Origin of the sequence: Jannaschia marina (assembly GCF_013404595.1) — a bacterium.
GTDB lineage: Bacteria > Pseudomonadota > Alphaproteobacteria > Rhodobacterales > Rhodobacteraceae > Jannaschia > Jannaschia marina.
In genome coordinates this window covers 14,928-33,453 of sequence record NZ_JABVAX010000013.1, presented here as the reverse complement: position 1 = coordinate 33,453, position 18,526 = coordinate 14,928, and the positions used below count along the sequence as shown (strand labels likewise).

Annotated in this window: 16 protein-coding genes; 2 read left to right on the top strand and 14 right to left on the bottom strand. The window is 68.4% G+C overall.

What is annotated here, in order from left to right; translation table 11 throughout:
• Positions 1-8: 8 nt before the first annotated feature.
• The 12 genes from HSX43_RS16110 to HSX43_RS16055 form a co-directional block, all read right to left on the bottom strand.
• Positions 9-1,499 carry a class I adenylate-forming enzyme family protein gene (locus HSX43_RS16110; RefSeq protein WP_179381159.1) on the bottom strand — a complete coding sequence of 497 codons (1,491 nt, stop codon included), beginning with the start codon at positions 1,497-1,499 and terminating at the stop codon, positions 9-11.
• Complete coding sequence (locus tag HSX43_RS16105; RefSeq protein ID WP_179381158.1) at positions 1,496-2,506, bottom strand: NAD(P)H-dependent flavin oxidoreductase; 1,011 nt, start codon at positions 2,504-2,506, stop codon at positions 1,496-1,498. Before HSX43_RS16105 ends, HSX43_RS16110 begins: the two co-directional genes overlap by 4 nt.
• Positions 2,503-3,294 (bottom strand): oxepin-CoA hydrolase, alternative type, encoded by a 792-nt coding sequence (locus HSX43_RS16100; RefSeq protein ID WP_179381157.1) that lies wholly within the window; start codon positions 3,292-3,294, stop codon positions 2,503-2,505. Before HSX43_RS16100 ends, HSX43_RS16105 begins: the two co-directional genes overlap by 4 nt.
• On the bottom strand, positions 3,291-3,734 hold the full coding sequence (locus HSX43_RS16095; RefSeq protein ID WP_179381156.1) for a PaaI family thioesterase: 444 nt from the start codon (positions 3,732-3,734) through the stop codon (positions 3,291-3,293). The genes HSX43_RS16100 and HSX43_RS16095 overlap by 4 nt, the downstream gene beginning before the upstream one ends.
• Positions 3,731-4,837 (bottom strand): acyl-CoA dehydrogenase family protein, encoded by a 1,107-nt coding sequence (locus tag HSX43_RS16090; protein WP_179381155.1) that lies wholly within the window; start codon positions 4,835-4,837, stop codon positions 3,731-3,733. The genes HSX43_RS16095 and HSX43_RS16090 overlap by 4 nt, the downstream gene beginning before the upstream one ends.
• A gap of 1 nt (position 4,838) precedes the next feature.
• Positions 4,839-6,032, bottom strand: coding sequence for an acyl-CoA dehydrogenase family protein (locus HSX43_RS16085; protein ID WP_179381154.1), 1,194 nt, complete (start codon positions 6,030-6,032; stop codon positions 4,839-4,841).
• A gap of 12 nt (positions 6,033-6,044) precedes the next feature.
• Complete coding sequence (locus tag HSX43_RS16080; protein WP_179381153.1) at positions 6,045-7,220, bottom strand: acetyl-CoA C-acyltransferase; 1,176 nt, start codon at positions 7,218-7,220, stop codon at positions 6,045-6,047.
• 2 nt (positions 7,221-7,222) lie between these two features.
• Entirely contained in the window at positions 7,223-9,301 is a 2,079-nt protein-coding gene (locus HSX43_RS16075; RefSeq protein ID WP_179381152.1) for a 3-hydroxyacyl-CoA dehydrogenase NAD-binding domain-containing protein, read from the bottom strand.
• Positions 9,302-9,311: 10 nt separating this feature from the next.
• A complete protein-coding gene (locus HSX43_RS16070) occupies positions 9,312-10,130 on the bottom strand; it encodes an IclR family transcriptional regulator (protein ID WP_179381151.1) in 819 nt (272 codons plus the stop codon).
• The gene (locus HSX43_RS16065) at positions 10,130-11,467 is read right to left on the bottom strand and encodes a TRAP transporter large permease (protein ID WP_179381150.1); all 1,338 of its coding nucleotides are present in this window, start codon (positions 11,465-11,467) and stop codon (positions 10,130-10,132) included. Before HSX43_RS16065 ends, HSX43_RS16070 begins: the two co-directional genes overlap by 1 nt.
• Positions 11,467-11,994 (bottom strand): TRAP transporter small permease, encoded by a 528-nt coding sequence (locus tag HSX43_RS16060; protein ID WP_179381149.1) that lies wholly within the window; start codon positions 11,992-11,994, stop codon positions 11,467-11,469. The genes HSX43_RS16065 and HSX43_RS16060 overlap by 1 nt, the downstream gene beginning before the upstream one ends.
• Before the next feature lie 62 nt (positions 11,995-12,056).
• Positions 12,057-13,115, bottom strand: coding sequence for a C4-dicarboxylate TRAP transporter substrate-binding protein (locus tag HSX43_RS16055; RefSeq protein ID WP_235962701.1), 1,059 nt, complete (start codon positions 13,113-13,115; stop codon positions 12,057-12,059).
• Positions 13,116-13,480: 365 nt separating this feature from the next.
• Here HSX43_RS16055 and HSX43_RS16050 point away from each other — a divergent pair, with 365 nt between their 5' ends.
• Positions 13,481-14,026, top strand: coding sequence for a heme oxygenase-like domain-containing protein (locus HSX43_RS16050; protein WP_179381148.1), 546 nt, complete (start codon positions 13,481-13,483; stop codon positions 14,024-14,026).
• Positions 14,023-16,587 (top strand): HWE histidine kinase domain-containing protein, encoded by a 2,565-nt coding sequence (locus HSX43_RS16045; RefSeq protein WP_179381147.1) that lies wholly within the window; start codon positions 14,023-14,025, stop codon positions 16,585-16,587. The genes HSX43_RS16050 and HSX43_RS16045 overlap by 4 nt, the downstream gene beginning before the upstream one ends.
• 176 nt (positions 16,588-16,763) lie before the next feature.
• On the opposite strand, the gene HSX43_RS16040 is transcribed toward HSX43_RS16045, so the two are convergent.
• Together HSX43_RS16040 and HSX43_RS16035 are read right to left on the bottom strand one after the other, a co-directional pair.
• The gene (locus HSX43_RS16040; RefSeq protein WP_179381146.1) at positions 16,764-17,450 is read right to left on the bottom strand and encodes a D-lyxose/D-mannose family sugar isomerase; all 687 of its coding nucleotides are present in this window, start codon (positions 17,448-17,450) and stop codon (positions 16,764-16,766) included.
• 7 nt (positions 17,451-17,457) lie between these two features.
• Positions 17,458-18,510 (bottom strand): ABC transporter ATP-binding protein, encoded by a 1,053-nt coding sequence (locus HSX43_RS16035; protein WP_179381145.1) that lies wholly within the window; start codon positions 18,508-18,510, stop codon positions 17,458-17,460.
• Positions 18,511-18,526: the final 16 nt, after the last annotated feature.

The following is an 18,526-nucleotide window of genomic DNA, read 5'->3' as shown; positions in this document are numbered from 1 at the left end:
CTTTCTCCTCAGTCGAGCTGCTCGGCGAAGGCCGCGATCAGCTGGTGTTTCAATATCTTGCCCGACGGGGCCGCCGGCAGTGTCCGTGCCGCGACGATGCGGGTCGGGCGCTTGTAGGCCGTCAGGCGCTCGGCGGTGAACGCGCGAAGCGCATCGAGGTCGAGCGCGTCGGGGTCGGCGCATTGCACGAAGGCGAGCACCTCCTCGTCGCCCCCCGCCGCCCGTCCGACCACGGCACATTGTATCACGTCCGGATGGTCGTTGAACGCCGCTTCCACCTCGGGCGGATAGACGTTGAAGCCGCCACGGATGATGAGCTCCTTAGCGCGTCCGACTATATGCAGGAACCCGTCCGCGTCGATCCGCCCCAGATCCCCCGTGCGCAGCCAGCCGTCCTGCAGCACCTCGGCCGTGACCTCCGTGTTGCGGAAATAGCCGTCCATGACGTGCGGTCCGCGGGTCAGCACCTCGCCCACGCCGGCATCGGTCGCGGCGGGCACGGAGGTGTCGAGGCGGATCTCGACGCCCGGCAGCGGCGGGCCGCAGCTGACGTCGGCGGTTCCAATCGGGTTCTTCGTGGCGCAGATGCCGGCCGTCGTCTCGGTCATGCCGTAGCCGTTCTGGAGGGCCAGGCCGTAGAAGGCCTCCGCCTTGCGCTTCCAGGCCGGGTCGAGGGGCGCGCCGCCGGAGCTGACGTAGTGCAGCGGCACGTCACGCAGGCCCGGCAGGTCGTTCTCGGCGACATGGCTCATCAGGAGCGCGTGCATCTGCGGCACGCCGGGGAAGACGGTCGCGCCACCGCGCAGCGCCGCATAGAGGCGATCGGGCCGGAAGCGGGCCTCGAACTGGATCGCTGCGCCCTTGGTGCTGGCGGCCATGAGCATGGAGGCGAGACCGAAGACATGGGTCATCGGCAGAGCACCGTAGATCAGGTCATCGGGCCCGATGTCGCGCAGGTTGGCAGAGGCCTCGCCGGCGTATGTCAGGTTGCCATGGGTCAGCATGACGCCCTTCGGGGCACCCGTCGTGCCCGTGGTATAGAGGATGACGGCGGTGTCGGCCGTGGCCGCTTCGCCTTCGACGGTTTGCGGCTGTAAAAGCGCGATCTCCCCGAAGCCAGTCTCCACCGTCTCGGCCCCCACGGCCTCGGCATGGCGCGCGGCCTCTGGCGAGACGCCGGTGGTATAGGCCAAGAGCCGCGGCGCGGCGTGATCGGCGATGCGCGCGATCTCGGCCGCCGTCATACGGGCATTGACCGGCACTGCGACGCCGCCGGCACGCGAGGCGGCGAAGATGAGGACGGCGGTGGCGTGGCAGTTTTCGGCCGCGATCATCAGCCGGTCGCCCGCGCCGAAGCCCCGCTCGTTCAGGAGCGTCGCCGCCGCCTCGATGGCCTCGACGTGCGCGGCGTAGGAGACCGCGCGGCCATCCACGTCGAGGATGGCCCGGGCCTCGGGTCGGGCCGCGGCGGCACGGGTGACAAGCTCGTGGATCTTCATGCGCGCAATGCCTCCGGTGTCGTGAGGGCATGGAGCCGCGCCAGCGCGCGCCCCGCCTCCGCCTCGATCCGCGCGACGATCTCGGCCATGGGGGCGACGGCGTCGGTCAGGCCGAGCGATTGCCCCGCCGAGAGCATGCCCTTCGAGACATCGCCCGTCTGATACGCCCGCCGGCCGATCGTGCCCGCGACATGGGGCATCAGGGCCTCGATCCCGATGTCGGGGTCCGCCCGTTCGAGGCGCGCGACGGTCGCTGAGGTCTCGTTGGCGAGCGTGCGGATCGTGTTACGGACGCTCGACATGGTGAGCTCGGTATCCCGCTCGCTCGCTTCCACGAGGGCTGCCTTGTAGCCGGGATGCGCGTTCAGCTCCTCGGCCACGAGAAGCCGGGTGCCCATGACGACCCCGGCCGCCCCCGATGCCAGCGCGCCCACCATCTGACCGCCGGTGCCGATGCCGCCGCCGATGAGGAAAGGGATCGTGAGGTCGCGCTCGGCCAGTGCCTGGTTCACGACTGTCCCGATCATGTCGAGGCCCGGGTGGCCGCCGCATTCCGCACCCACGATGGCGACGACATCGACGCCCACGGCCTCGGCCTTGCGGGCGTAGCGGGCCGACGGAACCTTGTGCAGGACATGGATGCCGGCGTCCTTCAGGATCGGCAGGAAGGCCTCCGGGTTGCGGCCCGAGGTTTCGACGAAGCGCACGCCCTCGCCCGCGATCAGGCGGAAGGTCTCGGCCACGGTCTCGCCCTCGACGAGCTTCGGCAGCATCGAGACGTTCACGCCGAAGGGTCGGTCGCCGCAGAGCGCGCGGGCGCGGGCGATCTCGGCCTCGAGGGTGCCCGGCTCCTTGAAGCTTGCGGCGGTGATGAAACCGATGATGCCGGCTTGGGCGCAGGCGGCGACGTAGTCGGCATCCGACAGCCACATGAGCCCGCCCGCGACGATGGGGAGACGCGTACCGTAGGTGCGGGTGACGGCGGTGTCGAAGACGGGCACGATCATCGGCCCTCCCTCGCCGTGCGGAAGTCGGGGGTGCGCTTGTCGAGGAAGGCCCCTATGCCCTCCGCCGCCTCGGGGGCGGCGACGGCGGCGGCCATGGCGTCGCGCTCCCGGTCGAGTTGCGTGGCCGCGTCGCTATCGTAGGCCGAGGTGACGAGACGCTTGATCGCCGTCTGCGCGCCGGTCGGCCCGTCGGCCAGACGGTCGGCGAGGGCCAGGGCGGCGGGAAAGACATCCGCCGCATCTTCGAGTTGCGAGACGACGCCGAGCTCGTGGAGGCGCGTGGCCGGGATCTTCTCGCCGAAGAGCGCCATGCGCATGAGCGTCGCGCGGGGGACGAGCCGGGCGAGGCTGGTCGTCAGGCCGCCGTCGGGAACGAGGCCGGCCTTGACATAGGCGGCCGAGAAGCTTGCCGCGCGGTCGGCCACGACGAGGTCGCAGGCGAAGGCGAGCGAGGCCCCGGCTCCCGCCGCTCCGCCCTCGACCGCAGCGATGACCGGCGCGGGGCAGGCGATGACACCGCGGATGAGGTCGTGCAGCGCCTCGATCCGCGCAAGGCGCTCTGGCTCGGGCAGCTCCCGGCGGGTCGCGAGCTGCGTCAGGTCGCCGCCGGCACAGAAGTAGCCGCCCTCCCCGCACAGGATGACGGCGGCGATGCGCGGGTCGCGCGCCTGCTCCAGCGCCTCGGCCAGCGTCGCATAGTAGTCGGGCGTCAGCGCGTTGCGGCGCGCCCCGTTGGTGGCGGTCACGATCAGGCGGTCGCCGAAGTCTTCGAGCTTGGCGCGTGTCATCTGCCCTCCAGACGGTGCGTCGGCACCTTTCGAAAAACACCGCTGGCGGTCGCGATGCGCGTGCCGTCGTCGGCTTCGAGGTCGCCCTCCACGAAGAGCGTGGAGCGCCCGCCGCCCGTTTTGCGCCCGGTCGCTATCAGAAGCTGACCACTGTGCGCCGGTGCCATGAAGTTCACCGTCATCGAGACGGTCAGGAAGGGGGCCGTGCCGCTGCCGTCGACGGTCAGGCTGGCCGTCGCGCCCATGGCGTTGTCGAGGATCGACGTCGTGATGCCGCCATGCAAGACGCCGTGACGGTTGGTGTGATCGTCGGTGATCTCCATGTGGCAGCGCGCCGATCCACCCTGCCCGCCCCGCACGTCGAGGACGTAGCCCAGAAGGCGCTGTGTCCCCGTTTCGCCCCGGATGAGGCCGGGACCGTCTGGCGGCAGGCGGCTCATGCGGCCCGCAGCGCGATGAAACGCTCGAGATGCCAGAGCGCATCGCCGAAGCGGTGATCGACCATGGTGAGGCGCTTGGCCAGATGGCCGAGGTCGTATTCCTCGGTCACGCCGATGCCGCCGTGCATCTGGATCGACTCCTCGACCACCAGCTTGGCGACGTTGCCGATGAGGTTCTTCGTGGCGTGCAGGTGAAGATCCCGGTCGTCGGTGTCGATGTGCCCGGCCAGGTTGATGACGGCCGAGCGTGCCTGCTCGATCTCGATCAGGACGTCGGCCATGCGGTGTTGCAGGACCTGGAACTTGCCGATGGGCTGGCCGAACTGCTTGCGGGTCTTCAGGTAGTCGGTGGTGAGCGCGCGGATCGCCTCCATGAGACCCAGCGCCTCGGCCGAGAGCGCGAGCGTGGCACGGGCCTGCGCGGCTTCGAGCGCAGCGTAGGCCTGCCCCGCCTCGCCCAGAAGCGCGTCGGGCGGGAGCGTCACCCCGTCGAACGTGATTTCGGAGGCGAGCCCCCCGCCGACGAGCGGATAGGGCGCGAGCGTGAGACGCTCCGGATCGACGAGAAAGAGGCTCAGGCCGTCGGTGTCGCCCGCCGCGCCGGAGGTGCGGGCGCTGACGATGATCCGGTCGGCCCTGGGCGCGTTCACCACGACGGCCTTGCGCCCCGAGAGCGTCCAGCCGTCGCCGTCCTCCTGCGCTGTCGTCGCGACGCGGGCGAGGTCGTAGCGCCCGCCCGGTTCCGTATGCGCCAGTGCCAGCTGCATCTCGCCCGCGATGACCGCCTCCAGCAGATCGTCACGACCCGCTGCCGCCAGCAGCCCGCCGCCGAGAAGCCCCGTGTCGATGAGCGGATCGACCGCGCCAGCGCGCCCCAGCTCCTCGAAGACGAGCGCGATGTCGAAGCCCGTGCCGCCGAAGCCGCCCTGCTCCTCCGGGAAGAGGGCACCGATCACGCCCATCTCGGCCAGCCCGGCCCAGATGTCGCCCGAAAACCCATGCTCCACGGCGTCCTTGCGGGCGGCGGGTGTATAGGCCTCGGCCAGATAGCGGCGCAGGCCGTCCTGCAGCATCCGGGCTTCGTCGGAGAGGTCGAAGTTCATGTCAGAGCTCCAGCATGGATTTGGCGATGATCGTGCGCTGCACCTCGTTCGAGCCGCCGTAGATCGAGAGCTTGCGGTTGTTGAGGTAGGCCCCGGTCGCCTTGGCGGCGTAGTCCGGGCCGATCGGTGCCTCGTTCGCGCCCTCCACGGCCTCGGACTGGAAGGGCATCGCGTAGGGGCCGACGGCGGTGCGGGTGAGCGCGTTGATCTCCTGCCGGATGATCGTGCCCTTCACCTTGAGCATCGAAGATTCCGCGCCGGGTGCCTGCCCGGCGGCGGCGGCCGAGACGACGCGCAGGTTGGTCGTGGCCATGGCCATCAGGTCGATCTCGATCCGGGCCATGCGGGCGGCGAAATGGGGGTTGTCGATCAGCTTGCGATCGCCGTCCTGCTCGGCCCGCGCGATGCGCTTCAGGCTGTCGAGACCGGCGCTGGCGAAGCCCACGCCGGCGATGTTCGTGCGCTCGTGCGTCAGCAGGTACTTGGCATAGGTCCAGCCCTTGTTCTCATCGCCCACGAGGTTCTCGACCGGGACGCGGACATCCGAGAACCAGACCTCGTTCACCTCGGCCCCGCCGTCGATGAGGACGATGGGCCGGACCTCGACACCGGGTGTCTCCATGTCGATCAGAAGGAAGCTGATGCCTTCCTGCGGCTTGCCCTCCTTGGAGGTGCGCACGAGGCAGAAGATCATGTTCGCGTGCTGCCCCAGCGTCGTCCAGGTCTTCTGTCCGTTGACGACGTAGTGGTCGCCGTCGCGCACGGCCTCGCAGCGCAGGCTGGCAAGGTCCGAGCCGGCCCCCGGCTCGGAGTAGCCCTGGCACCACCAGTCGTCGCCGTTCAGGATGCGCGGCAGGTAGTGGTCCTGCTGTTCCTTCGATCCGAACTTCTGCAGCACCGGCCCCAGCATGGCGATGCCGAAGGGCACGATGCGGGGGGCCCCGGCGCGGGTCATCTCCATCTCGAGGATGTGGCGCTGAACGGCGTCGAATCCGGCCCCGCCGAACGCCTCGGGCCAGTTGCCGGCGAGCCAGCCCTTCTCGTTCAGGATGGCGTGCCATTCCTCGTGATCCGCCTTGGTGAGCGCGCGCGTACCGCGCCCCTTCTCGGTCAGACGCTCAGGCAGCTTCTCGTCCAGAAAAGCGCGGACCTCGTCGCGGAAAGCCTTCTGGTCGTCGGTGTAGTCGAGGTTCATGTCTCGCTCCTTTCAGAAGATCTCGAAGAGGCCGGCGGCCCCCTGGCCACCGCCGATGCACATGGTCACGACGCCGAGTTTCGCACCCCGGCGATGGCCCTCGACCATCAGGTGCCCGGTCATCCGCGCGCCCGTCATGCCGAAGGGGTGACCGACGGAGATGGAGCCGCCGTCGACGTTGCAGACCTCCGGGTCGATGCCGAGCGTGTCGCGGCAGTAGAGCGCCTGGGAGGCGAAGGCCTCGTTGAGCTCCCAGAGGTCGATGTCGGAGACCTTGAGGCCGTGCCGCTCCAGCAGGCGGGGTACAGCGAAGACCGGGCCGATGCCCATCTCGTCGGGCGCGCATCCGGCGACGGCGAAGCCACGGAAGGCCCCGAGCGGGGTGAGCCCCTGCCGCGCGGCCTCCTTGGCGTCCATCATCACGAGCGCCGCGGCGCCGTCGGAGAGCTGCGAGGCGTTCCCGGCGGTGATGAACTGGTCCTCTCCGCGCACGGGCTGGAGCTTTTCGAGCCCTTCGAGTGTCGTCGACGGGCGGTTGCATTCGTCCCGGTCGATCGTCACCTCCTGCTCCGAAACCTCGCCCGTCTCCTTGTCCTTCACGGCCTTGGTGACGGTGATCGGCACGATCTCGGCATCGAAGCGCCCGGCCTCCTGCGCGGCCGCCGTCCGCTGCTGGCTTTCGAGCCCGAGCGCGTCCTGGGCGGCGCGGGTCACGCCGTAGCGGGCCGCGACGATGTCGGCCGTCTCGATCATCGGCAGGTAGAGATCGGGCCGTGTCTCTTCGAGGTGCGCCTCGCGGGAGTGGCGGGCGGGCGGCTGCACCATCGAGATGCTTTCCACCCCGCCGACGAGCACCGCCTTGGCACCTTCGGCGGCGATCATGTGCCCCCCCATCGCGATGGCCTGCAGCCCGCTCGCACAGAAGCGGTTGACGGTGGTTCCCGCGACGCTGTCGGGCAGACCCGCGTGGATGACGATCTGGCGGGCGATGTTGCCGCCGGTGACATACTCCGGGTAGCCGCAGCCCCAGATGCTGTCCTCGATCAGGGCGGGGTCGATCTCCGCGCGCTTGACGGCCTCGCCCGCGACGTGGCCGCCCATGACGGCCCCGTGGGTCATATTGAACGCGCCGCGACCGGCCTTGCCGATGGGGGTGCGCGCGAGGGAGACGATGACGGGGTCGGGCATGGTCAGTCCTTTCGGGTCGCGTTGAGGTCGGCGAAGCTGCGGCCCTCGGCCAACAGCCGCTGCAGAAGAGGCGCGGGCTGCCAGAAGTGATCGTCGGTCTTCGCGAATTCCGTGATGTCGGCGAGGATGCGGTCGTGACCCTGGGCATCGGCCCAATGCATCGGCCCGCCGAGATGCCGCGGGAACCCGTAGCCGTGGAGGAAGACCACGTCGACATCGAGCGGACGACGGGCGATGCCTTCGTCCACGACCTGCGCGGCCTCGTTCACCATGGCGGCCATGTAGCGGCGCTGGATCTCCTCGGGCGTGAACCGGCGCTGAGAACCCGCGCGAGCCTCGGCCACGAGGTCGAGGACCTCCGGATCCTGCGCGCCGCGCCGATCCTCGGAATAGTCGTAGTACCCCTTGCCCGTCTTCTGCCCGAGCCGTCCGGCATGGTAGAGCGCGTCGGCGAAGGTGGGACTCCGGTCGCGGGGATGGGCTGTGGCCGCCTTGCGCTCGCGCGTGGCGTAGCCGATGTCGAGACCGGCGAGGTCGCTGACCTGGTAGGGGCCCATGGCGAAACCGAATGCCACCAGCGCACGGTCCACGTCGTAGGGGCTGGCCCCGTCGAGGACCATGTGGTCGGCCGCCGCTCGGTAGTGCGACAGGATGCGGTTGCCGATGAAGCCGTCGCAAACACCGGCACGCACCGGCGTCTTGCCGAGGCGCTTGGCCAGCGCGAAGGCGGTGGCGGTGACCTCCGGGGCCGTGTCGTCGGCGACCACGATCTCGAGGAGTTTCATGATGTGCGCGGGCGAGAAGAAGTGCAGCCCGATCACATCCGCCGGACGGGACGTCGCCCGCGCGATCTCGTTGATGTCGAGGTAGGAGGTATTCGTTGCCAGCACCGCACCGGGCTTCATCGCCGCGTCGAGCCGCGCGAAGACCCCTTTCTTGACCTCCATGTCCTCGAAGACGGCCTCGATGGCGAGATCGGCCTCGGCCAGCGCGTCGTAGCCCGTGACGGTTGCCAGAGAGGCGAGGCTCGTCTGCCGGCGTTCGTCGGTCAGCTTGCCGCGCTTCACGGCGGCATCGAGGTTGCGGCCGATCGTTTCCCGGGCCTTGCCGGCGGCCGCCTCGTCACGTTCGACCAGCGTGACCACGAGACCCGCAAGAAGTGCGGAGGTGGCGATCCCTGCCCCCATGGTGCCGCCACCGATGACGCCGACGTGACTGAGGTTGCGCGGGCTCACACCCTTCAGCTCGGGCAGTTTCGTCACCGCGCGCTCGGAGAAGAAGGCGTGGATCAGGCCCGCGCGCTGCGGCGTCTCGATCAGGGTCTGGAACAGCCGGCGCTCCTCGGCGAGGCCCTCGTCGAACGGGCGGTCGAGCCCCGCAGCGATGGCGTCGAGCGCCGTGACCTGCGCGACCTGTCCCTTGAACTTCCACTCGGCCTCCGCGCGCTTCTGCGCAAGGGTGCCTTCGGGCGCGGGGATGTCGCGGGTCGGGCGCGGGCCCGCACCCTCGGCCAGCAGGTCGCCGGCGTAGGCACGGCCGGCGGCCGCAACATCCCCGCCGTCGCCCAGACGGTCCACGAGACCGATTTCAACGGCCTTCTCCGCCGTTACGGGCTTCGCGCCCGTGATCATCTCGGCCGCCGCGTCGAGCCCCACGAGGCGCGGCGCGCGCTGCGTGCCGCCTGCCCCGGGCAGGATGCCGAGCGTCGTCTCGGGCAGGCCAAGTTTCGTGCCCGGCATGGCGAGCCGGTAGTGGCAGCCGAGCGCCACCTCGAGCCCGCCGCCGAGCGCGACACCGTGGATCGCGGCGACCACGGGTTTCGGGCAGGCCTCGATCTCGTTGACGACCGTGGGCAGGCCCGGCTCCTGCAGCGGCTTGCCGAACTCCGAGATGTCGGCCCCGCCGAGGAAAAGCTTGCCGCCCCCGCGCAGCACGGCGATCTGCGCGTCCGCGTCGGCGGTGAAGGTCGCGATCGCTTCGGACAGCCCAGCACGCACGGCATGGCCGAGCGCGTTGACCGGCGGGTTGTCGACGGTGATGACGGCGATGCCATCGGTGACGGAATAGGTGACGGGTGTCATCGAATTCTCCCTAGAGGTCGCCGCGCGGGCCACCGGAGCCCTGCCCCATGATCCGTTCGAGTTCGGCGACGGTCGCCCGCAGGCGCGGCCCGACCTCCTCCTGCATCCGCGCGACGGTCAGCATCTCGGGCATGGCACCGCAGGTGAAGATCACCGGCTCCGACAGGTCGCGCGGGTGGAACGGGGTTGCGACGGCGTGGATCTGGCTTGCGAAATAGTGCGCGGGGTCGGCGATGGCGAACCCCTGCGCAAAGAGCTGCCCGCCGGTCTCGCGGCGGATCTCCTCGGCGCGGGCGGGGGTGAGGCCGCGGTCCTCCCCGGCCTCCTCGACGACCCGGGCGAAGGCCGGGGGCGAGAGCGCCGCGAGCAGCGTCTGCCCCGAGGACGAGCCGTTGAACGGCAGCCGGTGTCCGACCTCGAGCCAGAGCGAGGCCACGGCACGGGGGCGCCAGGTCTTGACCACGAGCATCTTCGCACCGTCGCGGACCAGAAGGAGCGAGAGCGTCCCGGTCTCGTCGGCGAGCCGCTGCATCAGGGGGCCGGCCATGTCGATGAAGCTGATCGTGCTGGCCGCCGTGTTGCCGAGCACGAGCAGCGCGGGACCGGGGCGATAGCGGTCATGGTGGCGTGCGTGGGTGAGGTATCCCAGCGACTGCAGCGTGAAGGTGAGCCGCGATACGGTGGACTTCGGCAGCCCCGTCCGCTCGGAAATCTCCGCGTTGCTGAGGCCGTCGTCGGAGGGCCGGAAGGCGCGCAGCACGCTCAGGCCCCGCGCGAGGGTTGTCGCGAAGCGGCGGTCGGTGGTGTCGATCTGTCGTGTCTCGCCCATCACATGCTCCCCGGAATGAGCAGCGAGATGATCGGGAAGGCCATGATGAGGCCCAGCACGATCACGTCGACCGAGAGGAAGCGCAGGATACCCGCGAAGATGCGGTCGATCGGCACGTCACGGCCGACGACGTTGGCGATGACGAAGACGTTGAGGCCGACGGGCGGCGTGATGAGCCCGATCTCGAGCAGCTTGATGACGACGACGCCGAACCAGATCAGGTCGAAGCCGTAGCCCTCCACGAGCGGGATCATCAGCGGCAGCGTCAGGACCATGATGCCGATCGGGTCGAGGAACATGCCGAGGAGCAGGTAGATGAGCGCGATGGCAAGGAGGAGGATTACCGGCGACAGCTGTGCATCCGTGACCGCGCCGACGATGGCGGGAGCCACGCCCGTGAGCGCGATGAAGGCGACGAAGATCTTGGCCGCCGCCGCGATGAGGAAGATGCTGGCGGTCTGCACGCAGGTCTCGCGCAGGCTCTCCCAGAGGCCGGCAAGGGTGAGCTTGCGTTGCGCGAATCCGATCAGGACGGCGGCCGAGACGCAGATCGCCGCCGCTTCGGTCGCGGTGAAGATGCCCCCGTAGATACCCCCCACGATGATCACGAAGAGCGCGACCGCCGGCCAGGCGTCGAAGGCGGCGCGCGCGCGGTCGCGGCCGGTGATCGTCTCGTCGAAGGCCGGGGCCGCCGAGGGGTCACGCCAGACCCAGATCCAGATGACGAGGACGAACCCCAGAAGCGAGATCAGGCCCGGCAGGATACCGGCAAGGAAGAGCGCGGAGATCGAGGTCTCGGTGAAGATGCCGTAAATGATGAAGAGAACCGACGGCGGGATGAGCGAGCCGAGCGTGCCGCCCGCCGCGACCGAAGCCGTCGCAAGCCGCTTGTCGTAGCCCATCCGCAGCATCTCGGGCGAGCAGATGCGCCCCATCGTCGAGGCGCAGGCGATGGAGGATCCGGTTATCGCCGAGAACCCGCCGCAGCCGACGACCGAGGCCATGGCGACCCCGCCCGGCACGCTGGCCAGCCAGACGCGGGCGGCGTGGTAGATCTTGGTCGTGATCTCGGCGCGATAGGCGATGTGGCCGAGCGCCACGAAGAGCGGGATCATCGAGAGGTCGTAGGAATGGATCAGGTCGAAGGAATTCGAGAACACCATCGACGTGGTCGGCCGGATCGCGCGCAGGGGCGTGAAGTCGCCCGTGCGGAAGGCGAACATCACGAAGCTGCCGACGGCGGCGACGAGGGCCAGCGCAAAGGCGATGGGCACCCGGATCGCCAGGAGGCCGATCACGCTGGCGAAGGCGACGAGGCCGACGAGAGTTCCGTCCATCAGTCCTGCTCCGCCATGAGATCGGTGGTCTTGCCGCCCGAGGCGTCGATGTGCCCGCCCGTCCGGATGGTGCGCAGATCCCCGAGAGCCATCAGCAGAAGGCGCAGCCAGCAGAAGGAGAGCCCGACGAGGAAGATGACGCGGCCGGGCCATTTCGGCAGGCTCAACTCCCCAAAGTAGAAGGAGCCGGAGCCCACGGTCTTCGACACCTCGTTCCAGCCCGCGTAGATCAGGGGGGCGAGCGCCAGAAGGCCGACGATGCTGCCGAAGAGGATGAGCCAGTCCTGCGTGCGGGGGGCGAGCATCTTGGAAAGGAACTCGACCACGATATGGGCGCGCGCCGTCGTCGCGGCGGCGAGCGGCAGGACGATGGCCGCGACCATCAACTCGGCCACCATCACGATCGTGTCGGGGATGCCGGAGTTGACCGTCGCACGCAGCAGGACGCTGACCGTGATCAGGAGGCACAGGCCCGCCACGGCAAAGGCCGCGAGGTCGAGGAGGAGGCGTTCGATACGCTGGAGCATGGGGGCCTCGGCTGTCGTGGCGCGCGGCGTTTCGGGCCGCGCGCCGTCACGGTTTCAGGCGATCAGCGGGTCCAGGGGTAGCCCTGCTCGTCCCGCTCGGCGGTGTATTTGGCGATCAGCGCGTCGTATTCCTCGAGGAGCGCCGCCCCGTCGAGACCGACGCCACCCGCACGTTCGGCCCAGGCTTCGACGTAGGCCGCGCCCTTCTCCACCAGTTGATCGCGTTCGGCTTCGTCGAGCTCGATGATCTCGACACCGGCTTCCCGCATCTTCTCGATGGCCGCCTCGTTGTCGGCGGTGATGAGTTCGCCCAGCTTGTCGGCCATGGCGACGCCGGCCTCGCCCATCGCGGTCTGCACCTCGGGCAAAAGACCGTCGTAGACGTCCTTGTTGATGAAGATGCCGAGCGCGCCGACCTGTCCCCAGTTGAGGAGCGTGTAGGAGGTCATCACCTCTTCCTGCTTGAGCGCGCCGACGGCATAGGAATAGCCCTGCGAGCAGTCGAGGAGCCCGGTGTCGAGGCCCTGGTAGGCATCATAGATCGACATCGGCACCATGTTCGCCCCGAAGTCGCGGAACGTGTCGCCATAGGCCCCGACGCCACGCACCTTCAGGCCCTCGATGTCCTCGACCGAGCGGATCGCGGCATCCTTGCAGCCGATGTTGACCGCGGAGGTCGTGAAGGTGCCCAGGTAGACGAGGTTCTGATCGGCGAGGCTGGCCTGGATGGCTTCCGAGTTGCGCATCAGCTCGTCGGTCGCGCGCATGCCCACCCAGGCGTCCGAGTTCAGAACGGGCAGGTCGGCGATGCCGTAACCCACCATCTCCTGCGGGAAGTAGACCGAGATGATCGTGCCGAGATCGGCGACACCGTCGGCGATGGAGCCCACGGCCGCGTTCGCCTTGAAGAGCGCCCCGCCCCACTGAACGTCGATGACGACCTCCCCGTCGGTGCGCGCCGTCACCTCGTCGACGAAATGCTGCAGCGAGGCGGCGCGCGCCCCGCGGTTCGGCCCTGCCTCCCCCAGGATCAACCGCGTCTCGGCGATCGCCGCCCCTGCCGTCGCAAGGCAAAGCGCGGCAGATGTCAGCATCATCCGCTTGAAACCTCCGGATACCATGGTCTTTCCTCCCTTAATTCCACTATGCAGAACTACATTCTGATAAATGGAATGTACGGACCTCCGCCGAGTCGCGCAACCCATGCGCGCGCCCTTCGCGCGGTTTCGCACGGAGGGCGTCTTTGCAAAGTGGAGGAAAACCGTGCCGGCAACACCAATTGCGCGAATCGGGATTGACTTGAGTCGCGCCCGACCTGGCGGCCTGACGTCGGGAAAATACCCGGCGCCCCGGCACATCCCGTTGAATGAATTTCGAAAACATGTAGCATCAGGCTCACTGCAAACAGGTCGACCCTGACACGGGTCGTTTCACCACTCACGTTAAAGACGAGTTTCTTGCGTTGGACCGTGACTTTCGAAAGGCTTTGAGAGCCAGAACGCGCGTCGACCACGACCGGGTCGATGCCCTGCTTTCCCCTCTGGATCCGGCCGTGCGGCCGGACCTGTCGCGTTTCCTGCAGATCCATCTGGCGTGTTTCGATGCCATGCAAACCTGTGCGGAACGCGGCACCTCCGCCGACCGTCTCCTCGCCCGAACGCGCCGCGCCCTGCGCGCCGATCTCGCGGTTCTTGGTGCTGCCCGGTCGCATCTGTGCCTTCCGCCGCCCGGGCCGCTCGGGCCGCTCGCGCTCGACTACGTCCTCGAGGGATCGCGGATGGGCACGCGCCTGCTGGCGCGCCGCTGGGCCGAGACACGCGACCCCGCGGTCGCCCGGGCCCGCAACTATTTCACCGCCCCCAGCGAATCGGGACGCTGGCGGACGGTCTGTGCCGCGCTCTCCGCCGTACCGGTGGACAGCGCAGAGGCGGAGACCCTGGTCCACGACACCAAACGGCTCTTCGATCTCTTCCACCGGGCGGTCAAGGCCATCGACGCCCAAGCCACAAGGGAGGCCGCGCCGGCCCCATGACCCAACGTCCCCTTCCCGCCGATACCAAGGTCGATCTGACGAATTGCGACCGCGAGCCGATCCACATCCTCGGCAACGTCCAGGGGTACGGCTGCCTGATCTCGACCTCCGCGGATCTCATGGTCAACCACGTCTCGTCGAACTGCGAGACACTGCTCGGCTTCGATCCCGAGGCCGCCATCGGCCGGCGGATGCCCGACCTTCTGCCGGAACAGACCGTCCACGACCTGCGCACCAAACTGCAGATCAGCGCATCGGGCAGCGGGGTGGCGCGGCTCTTCGGCTATGACGTGCTCAAGACCGGGACGCTCTTCGACATCTCGATCCATATCTCCGGCTCCTCCTTCGTCTTCGAATTCGAACCGAAGGCCGAACCCCGCGGCCGCGACGACCTGTCGATGGTGCAACCGCTGATCGCCCGGGTGCGCCGGGGCGAGACCATCCTCGAAGCCGCGCGGGAGGCGGCGCGGGGCCTGAAGGCGCTGTCGGGGTTCGACCGGGTCATGGTCTATCGCTTCGCCGACGACGGTTCGGGAGAGGTGATCGCCGAGACCTGCTCGACGGGAATGGAGCCTTACCTCGGGCTCCGCTACCCGGCGAGCGACATCCCCCAGCAGGCGCGGGCGCTCTACCTGCGCAGCCCGCTGCGGCTCATCGCCGACGTCAATGCCCCGGTTGCGCCGATTCTGCCGGCCGAGAGCGCGAGCGGCGAGCCGCTGGATCTGTCGCTGGCCGTGACGCGGGCGGTGTCGCTCATTCATCTCGAGTATCTGCGCAACATGGGCGTCGCGGCCTCCATGTCGGTCTCGATCATCAAGGATGGCGCGCTCTGGGGGCTCTTCGCCTGCCACCACCGCAGCGCCCATTACATCGACTACGAGCGGCGCACGGCGATCGAACTCTTCGCGCAATTCTTCTCCTACGAGCTGTCGGGTCTGATCGAGGCACGTGCCCACGCGGACGAGATCGCCGCGCGGGAGCTGCACGACCGGCTGATGGTCCGGCTGTCCTCGGGCGGCGACCTCGTCGACAGCTTCGACACCATCGCCGAGGAACTCGGACAGATCGTGCGCAGCGACGGGGTCGCCGTGTATTCCGGCGGCAAGATCCGGATGCGGGGCGCGACGCCGACCGGGGAGGAATTCAGGGGGCTGGCCCGTTTCCTCAACACCGCACCGACGGGAACGGTCTATGCGACCAACAACATCCTCGCCCGCTATCCCGCGGCCGAGACCTTCGGCGATCGCGCGGCCGGACTTCTGGCGGTTCCGATTTCCCGGACGCCGCGGGACTACATCATCTTCTTCCGCAAGGAGATCGCGCGCTCCGTGCGGTGGGCGGGTAATCCGGAAAAGCCGGTCGAGGTCGGACCGAACGGCATCCGCCTGACCCCGCGCAAGAGTTTCGACGCCTGGAACGAGGTCGTGCGCGGCACGTCCGAACCCTGGAGCGACCGCGAGAGGCGCGCGGCGGAGGCGCTGCGCGTGTCACTGATCGAGATCGTCCTGAAGCTCGCCGACGAAGCGAACCTCGAACGCCAGACCGCCGCCGAAAAGCAGGAAGTGCTGATCGCTGAACTGAACCACCGTGTCCGCAATATCCTGAACCTGATCCAGGGCCTCGTGTCCCAGAGCAAGGACGGCGCGTCTGACGTGGCGAGCTATACCTCCGTCCTCGACGGACGGATCCAGGCCCTTGCACGCGCGCACGACCAGCTGACATCGACGGACTGGTCCGCCTGCTCCTTGCGCGACCTCATCAGGCTCGAGGCCGACGCCTATGCCGGGACGCCCACGGGACGTGTCGAGATCACCGGCGATGCCCCGCTCCTCGTGCCCGAGGCCTTCTCGACGCTCACGCTCGTGGTCCACGAACTGGTCACGAATTCCGCGAAGTACGGAGCCCTCTCCGAGCCGACGGGCCAGGTTCTCATCGACCTGCGGATCGAAGAGGACGGCACACTGGCCATCGGCTGGACCGAGCGCGGCGGACCGCCCGTGCAGGCCCCGAAGCGGCGCGGTTTCGGCACGACCATCATCGAGCGGACGATCCCCTTCGAGCTCAAGGGCAAGATCGAGACGCGCTTCAAGGTCAGCGGCTTCGAGGCGGATATCCTCGTGCCCGCGCGCTTCGTCTCGGCGGCCGATGAGGACACGGAGACGGACACCGCCCCCGCCCAGGCGGACGACGCACCGGTGGCGCAGCTTTCGGGGAACGTCCTCGTCCTCGAGGACAACATGGTGATCGGGCTCGACGCCTCGGACATCCTGGCGGACGCCGGCGCGGAGGATGTCCGCCTGGCGGCCTCGGCGGAGGAGGCGCTGCGGCTCCTCGAGGAGGTGGAGGTCACCTTCGCGGTGCTCGACGTCAACCTCGGGGGGCATACCTCCCTGCCCGTCGCCGAGCACCTGCGGTCGAAAGGCGTCCCCTTCGTTCTCGCGACCGGCTACGGCGATGTCGCCTCGGTCCTCGAAAGCTACCCCGAGGCCCCCGTCGTCAAGAAACCCTTCACCGCCGAGAGCCTCATGCGCGAGGCCGCGCGCGCGATGGAGCGCGACTGACGTTCAGGCATACGTTACCTGCCGCTGCTACGGTCAGCGGGCGGTTTTGGGGATGTGTTCTCTCGGCGATCGCGCGCCGAACGGGATCGACGGGGATCGACCGGATTTCTCGAACACACCTTCGTGCCCGGAGCGTTTGGCCCGCGCCCCAAGCATCTGCGCTGCGGCTCAGACGGTCAGCCGAGCCAGGTCGCATAGTCGCTGACGAGGAGGTGCATCGGGGGCTCGTCCTCCTCGATGGTCGCGAAGCGTCCGATGGGATCGCGGAAGATGTTGTCGGTCTCGTCGTCGTTCACGGTCGAGACCTCGCCGATGAGCACGTCCCCGCCCTCGCCCCAGAAGGCGTGCCAGTCGCCCGGCCGCAGCGTCACGCTCTCCCCAGGTGCCAAGGCCAGCCTCTCGCCCGGCGCGAAATCCCGCAGGATGCCGTCGCACATGACCTGCCCGCCGCGATCCTCGGCGAAATTCCCGCCGTCGTCGCTGCCGAACAATTCCACCACGAGCGTCGCGCCGCCGCGATTGATGATATCCTCGGCCTTCAACACATGCGTATGCATCGGCGACAGCTGATCCTGCCGCGAGATCAGGAGCTTCTCGGCGTAGCACATGCCGCCGCCCCGCGTCAGGTCGGAGAGGAGACCGTTGCGCAGCGTGAAGAGAAAGAGTCCCATCCGGCCGAAATCGCCCGCGCCGTAGTCGGTGATATCCCAGCCGCAGCGCGCGTCGATCACGTGGCGCGCACGATCGGCCTTCGCCTCGAAGGTCGCCGGGCTCCAGCGAGCGAAGGGCGGCAGCACGAACCCGAAGCGACGCATCATCTCGTCGGCCTGCGCCAGGATTGTATTGATCTCGGAGCGTTTCATCTGATCCTCACATCCGCTGTCCATCGGCCCCGAAGAAATGCAGCCGGTCGGTGTCGAACCGCAAGCCCACCCGCTGCCCTTCGATCTCTGCCGCAGACCCGGGCAAGCGGACGGTGATCCGGCCGAGTTCGCCGCAATCGACGTAGTGGAAGTAATCCGCGCCGACGTATTCGCTCATCTGCACCACGCCGCCGCACTGCCCCTGCCCTGGCGCTACGACCTCGATATGTTCGGGACGCACGCCCAGCCGGACAGCTCCGCACTGGTGCGGGCCGGGCAACGGGCCGGTGCCGCCATCTCCGAGAAAAAAGTTCTCCCCTTCGGTCGTGCAGGACACGAGGTTCATTTTGGGCGACCCGATGAACTGCGCCACGAAGACATTATCGGGGGCCTCGTACAATTCGCGCGGACTGCCGACCTGCATGATACGGCCGCCCTTCAGCACCACAATGCGATCGGCGAGCGTCATCGCCTCGACCTGATCGTGGGTCACGTAGACCATCGTGCTCTCGAGCGTCCTGTGCAGGCGGGCGATCTCGAAGCGCATGTCGACCCGCAGGGCGGCGTCGAGGTTCGACAGCGGCTCGTCAAAGAGAAACCCCTTGGCCTTGCGCACGATGGCACGGCCGATCGCCACGCGTTGCCGCTGCCCGCCCGAGAGATCCTTGGGCCGGCGTTCCAGATATTCATCGAGCTTCAGGATGTCGGCGGCATTCCCGACCTTCTCGGCGATCTCCCCCTTCGACGCGCCAGCCGTCTTGAGCGCGAACCCCATGTTCTCCGCGACGGAGAGATGCGGGTAGAGCGCATAGGACTGAAACACCATCGACAACTCGCGCTCGGAAGGAACCTTGTGGGTCACGTCCGCACCGTCGAGCAGGATCCGGCCCCGGCTCGTCTCCTCGAGGCCGGCGATCATCCGCAGGAGCGTGGATTTCCCGCAGCCGGACGGCCCGACGAAGATAATCAGTTCCCCGTCGCGGATGTCGAGGTCGATGCCCTTGATGACCTCCACGTCGCCGAACCATTTCTCGACGGCCTTGAGACTTATCGCACCCACTGGTCTGTCCTCTTTG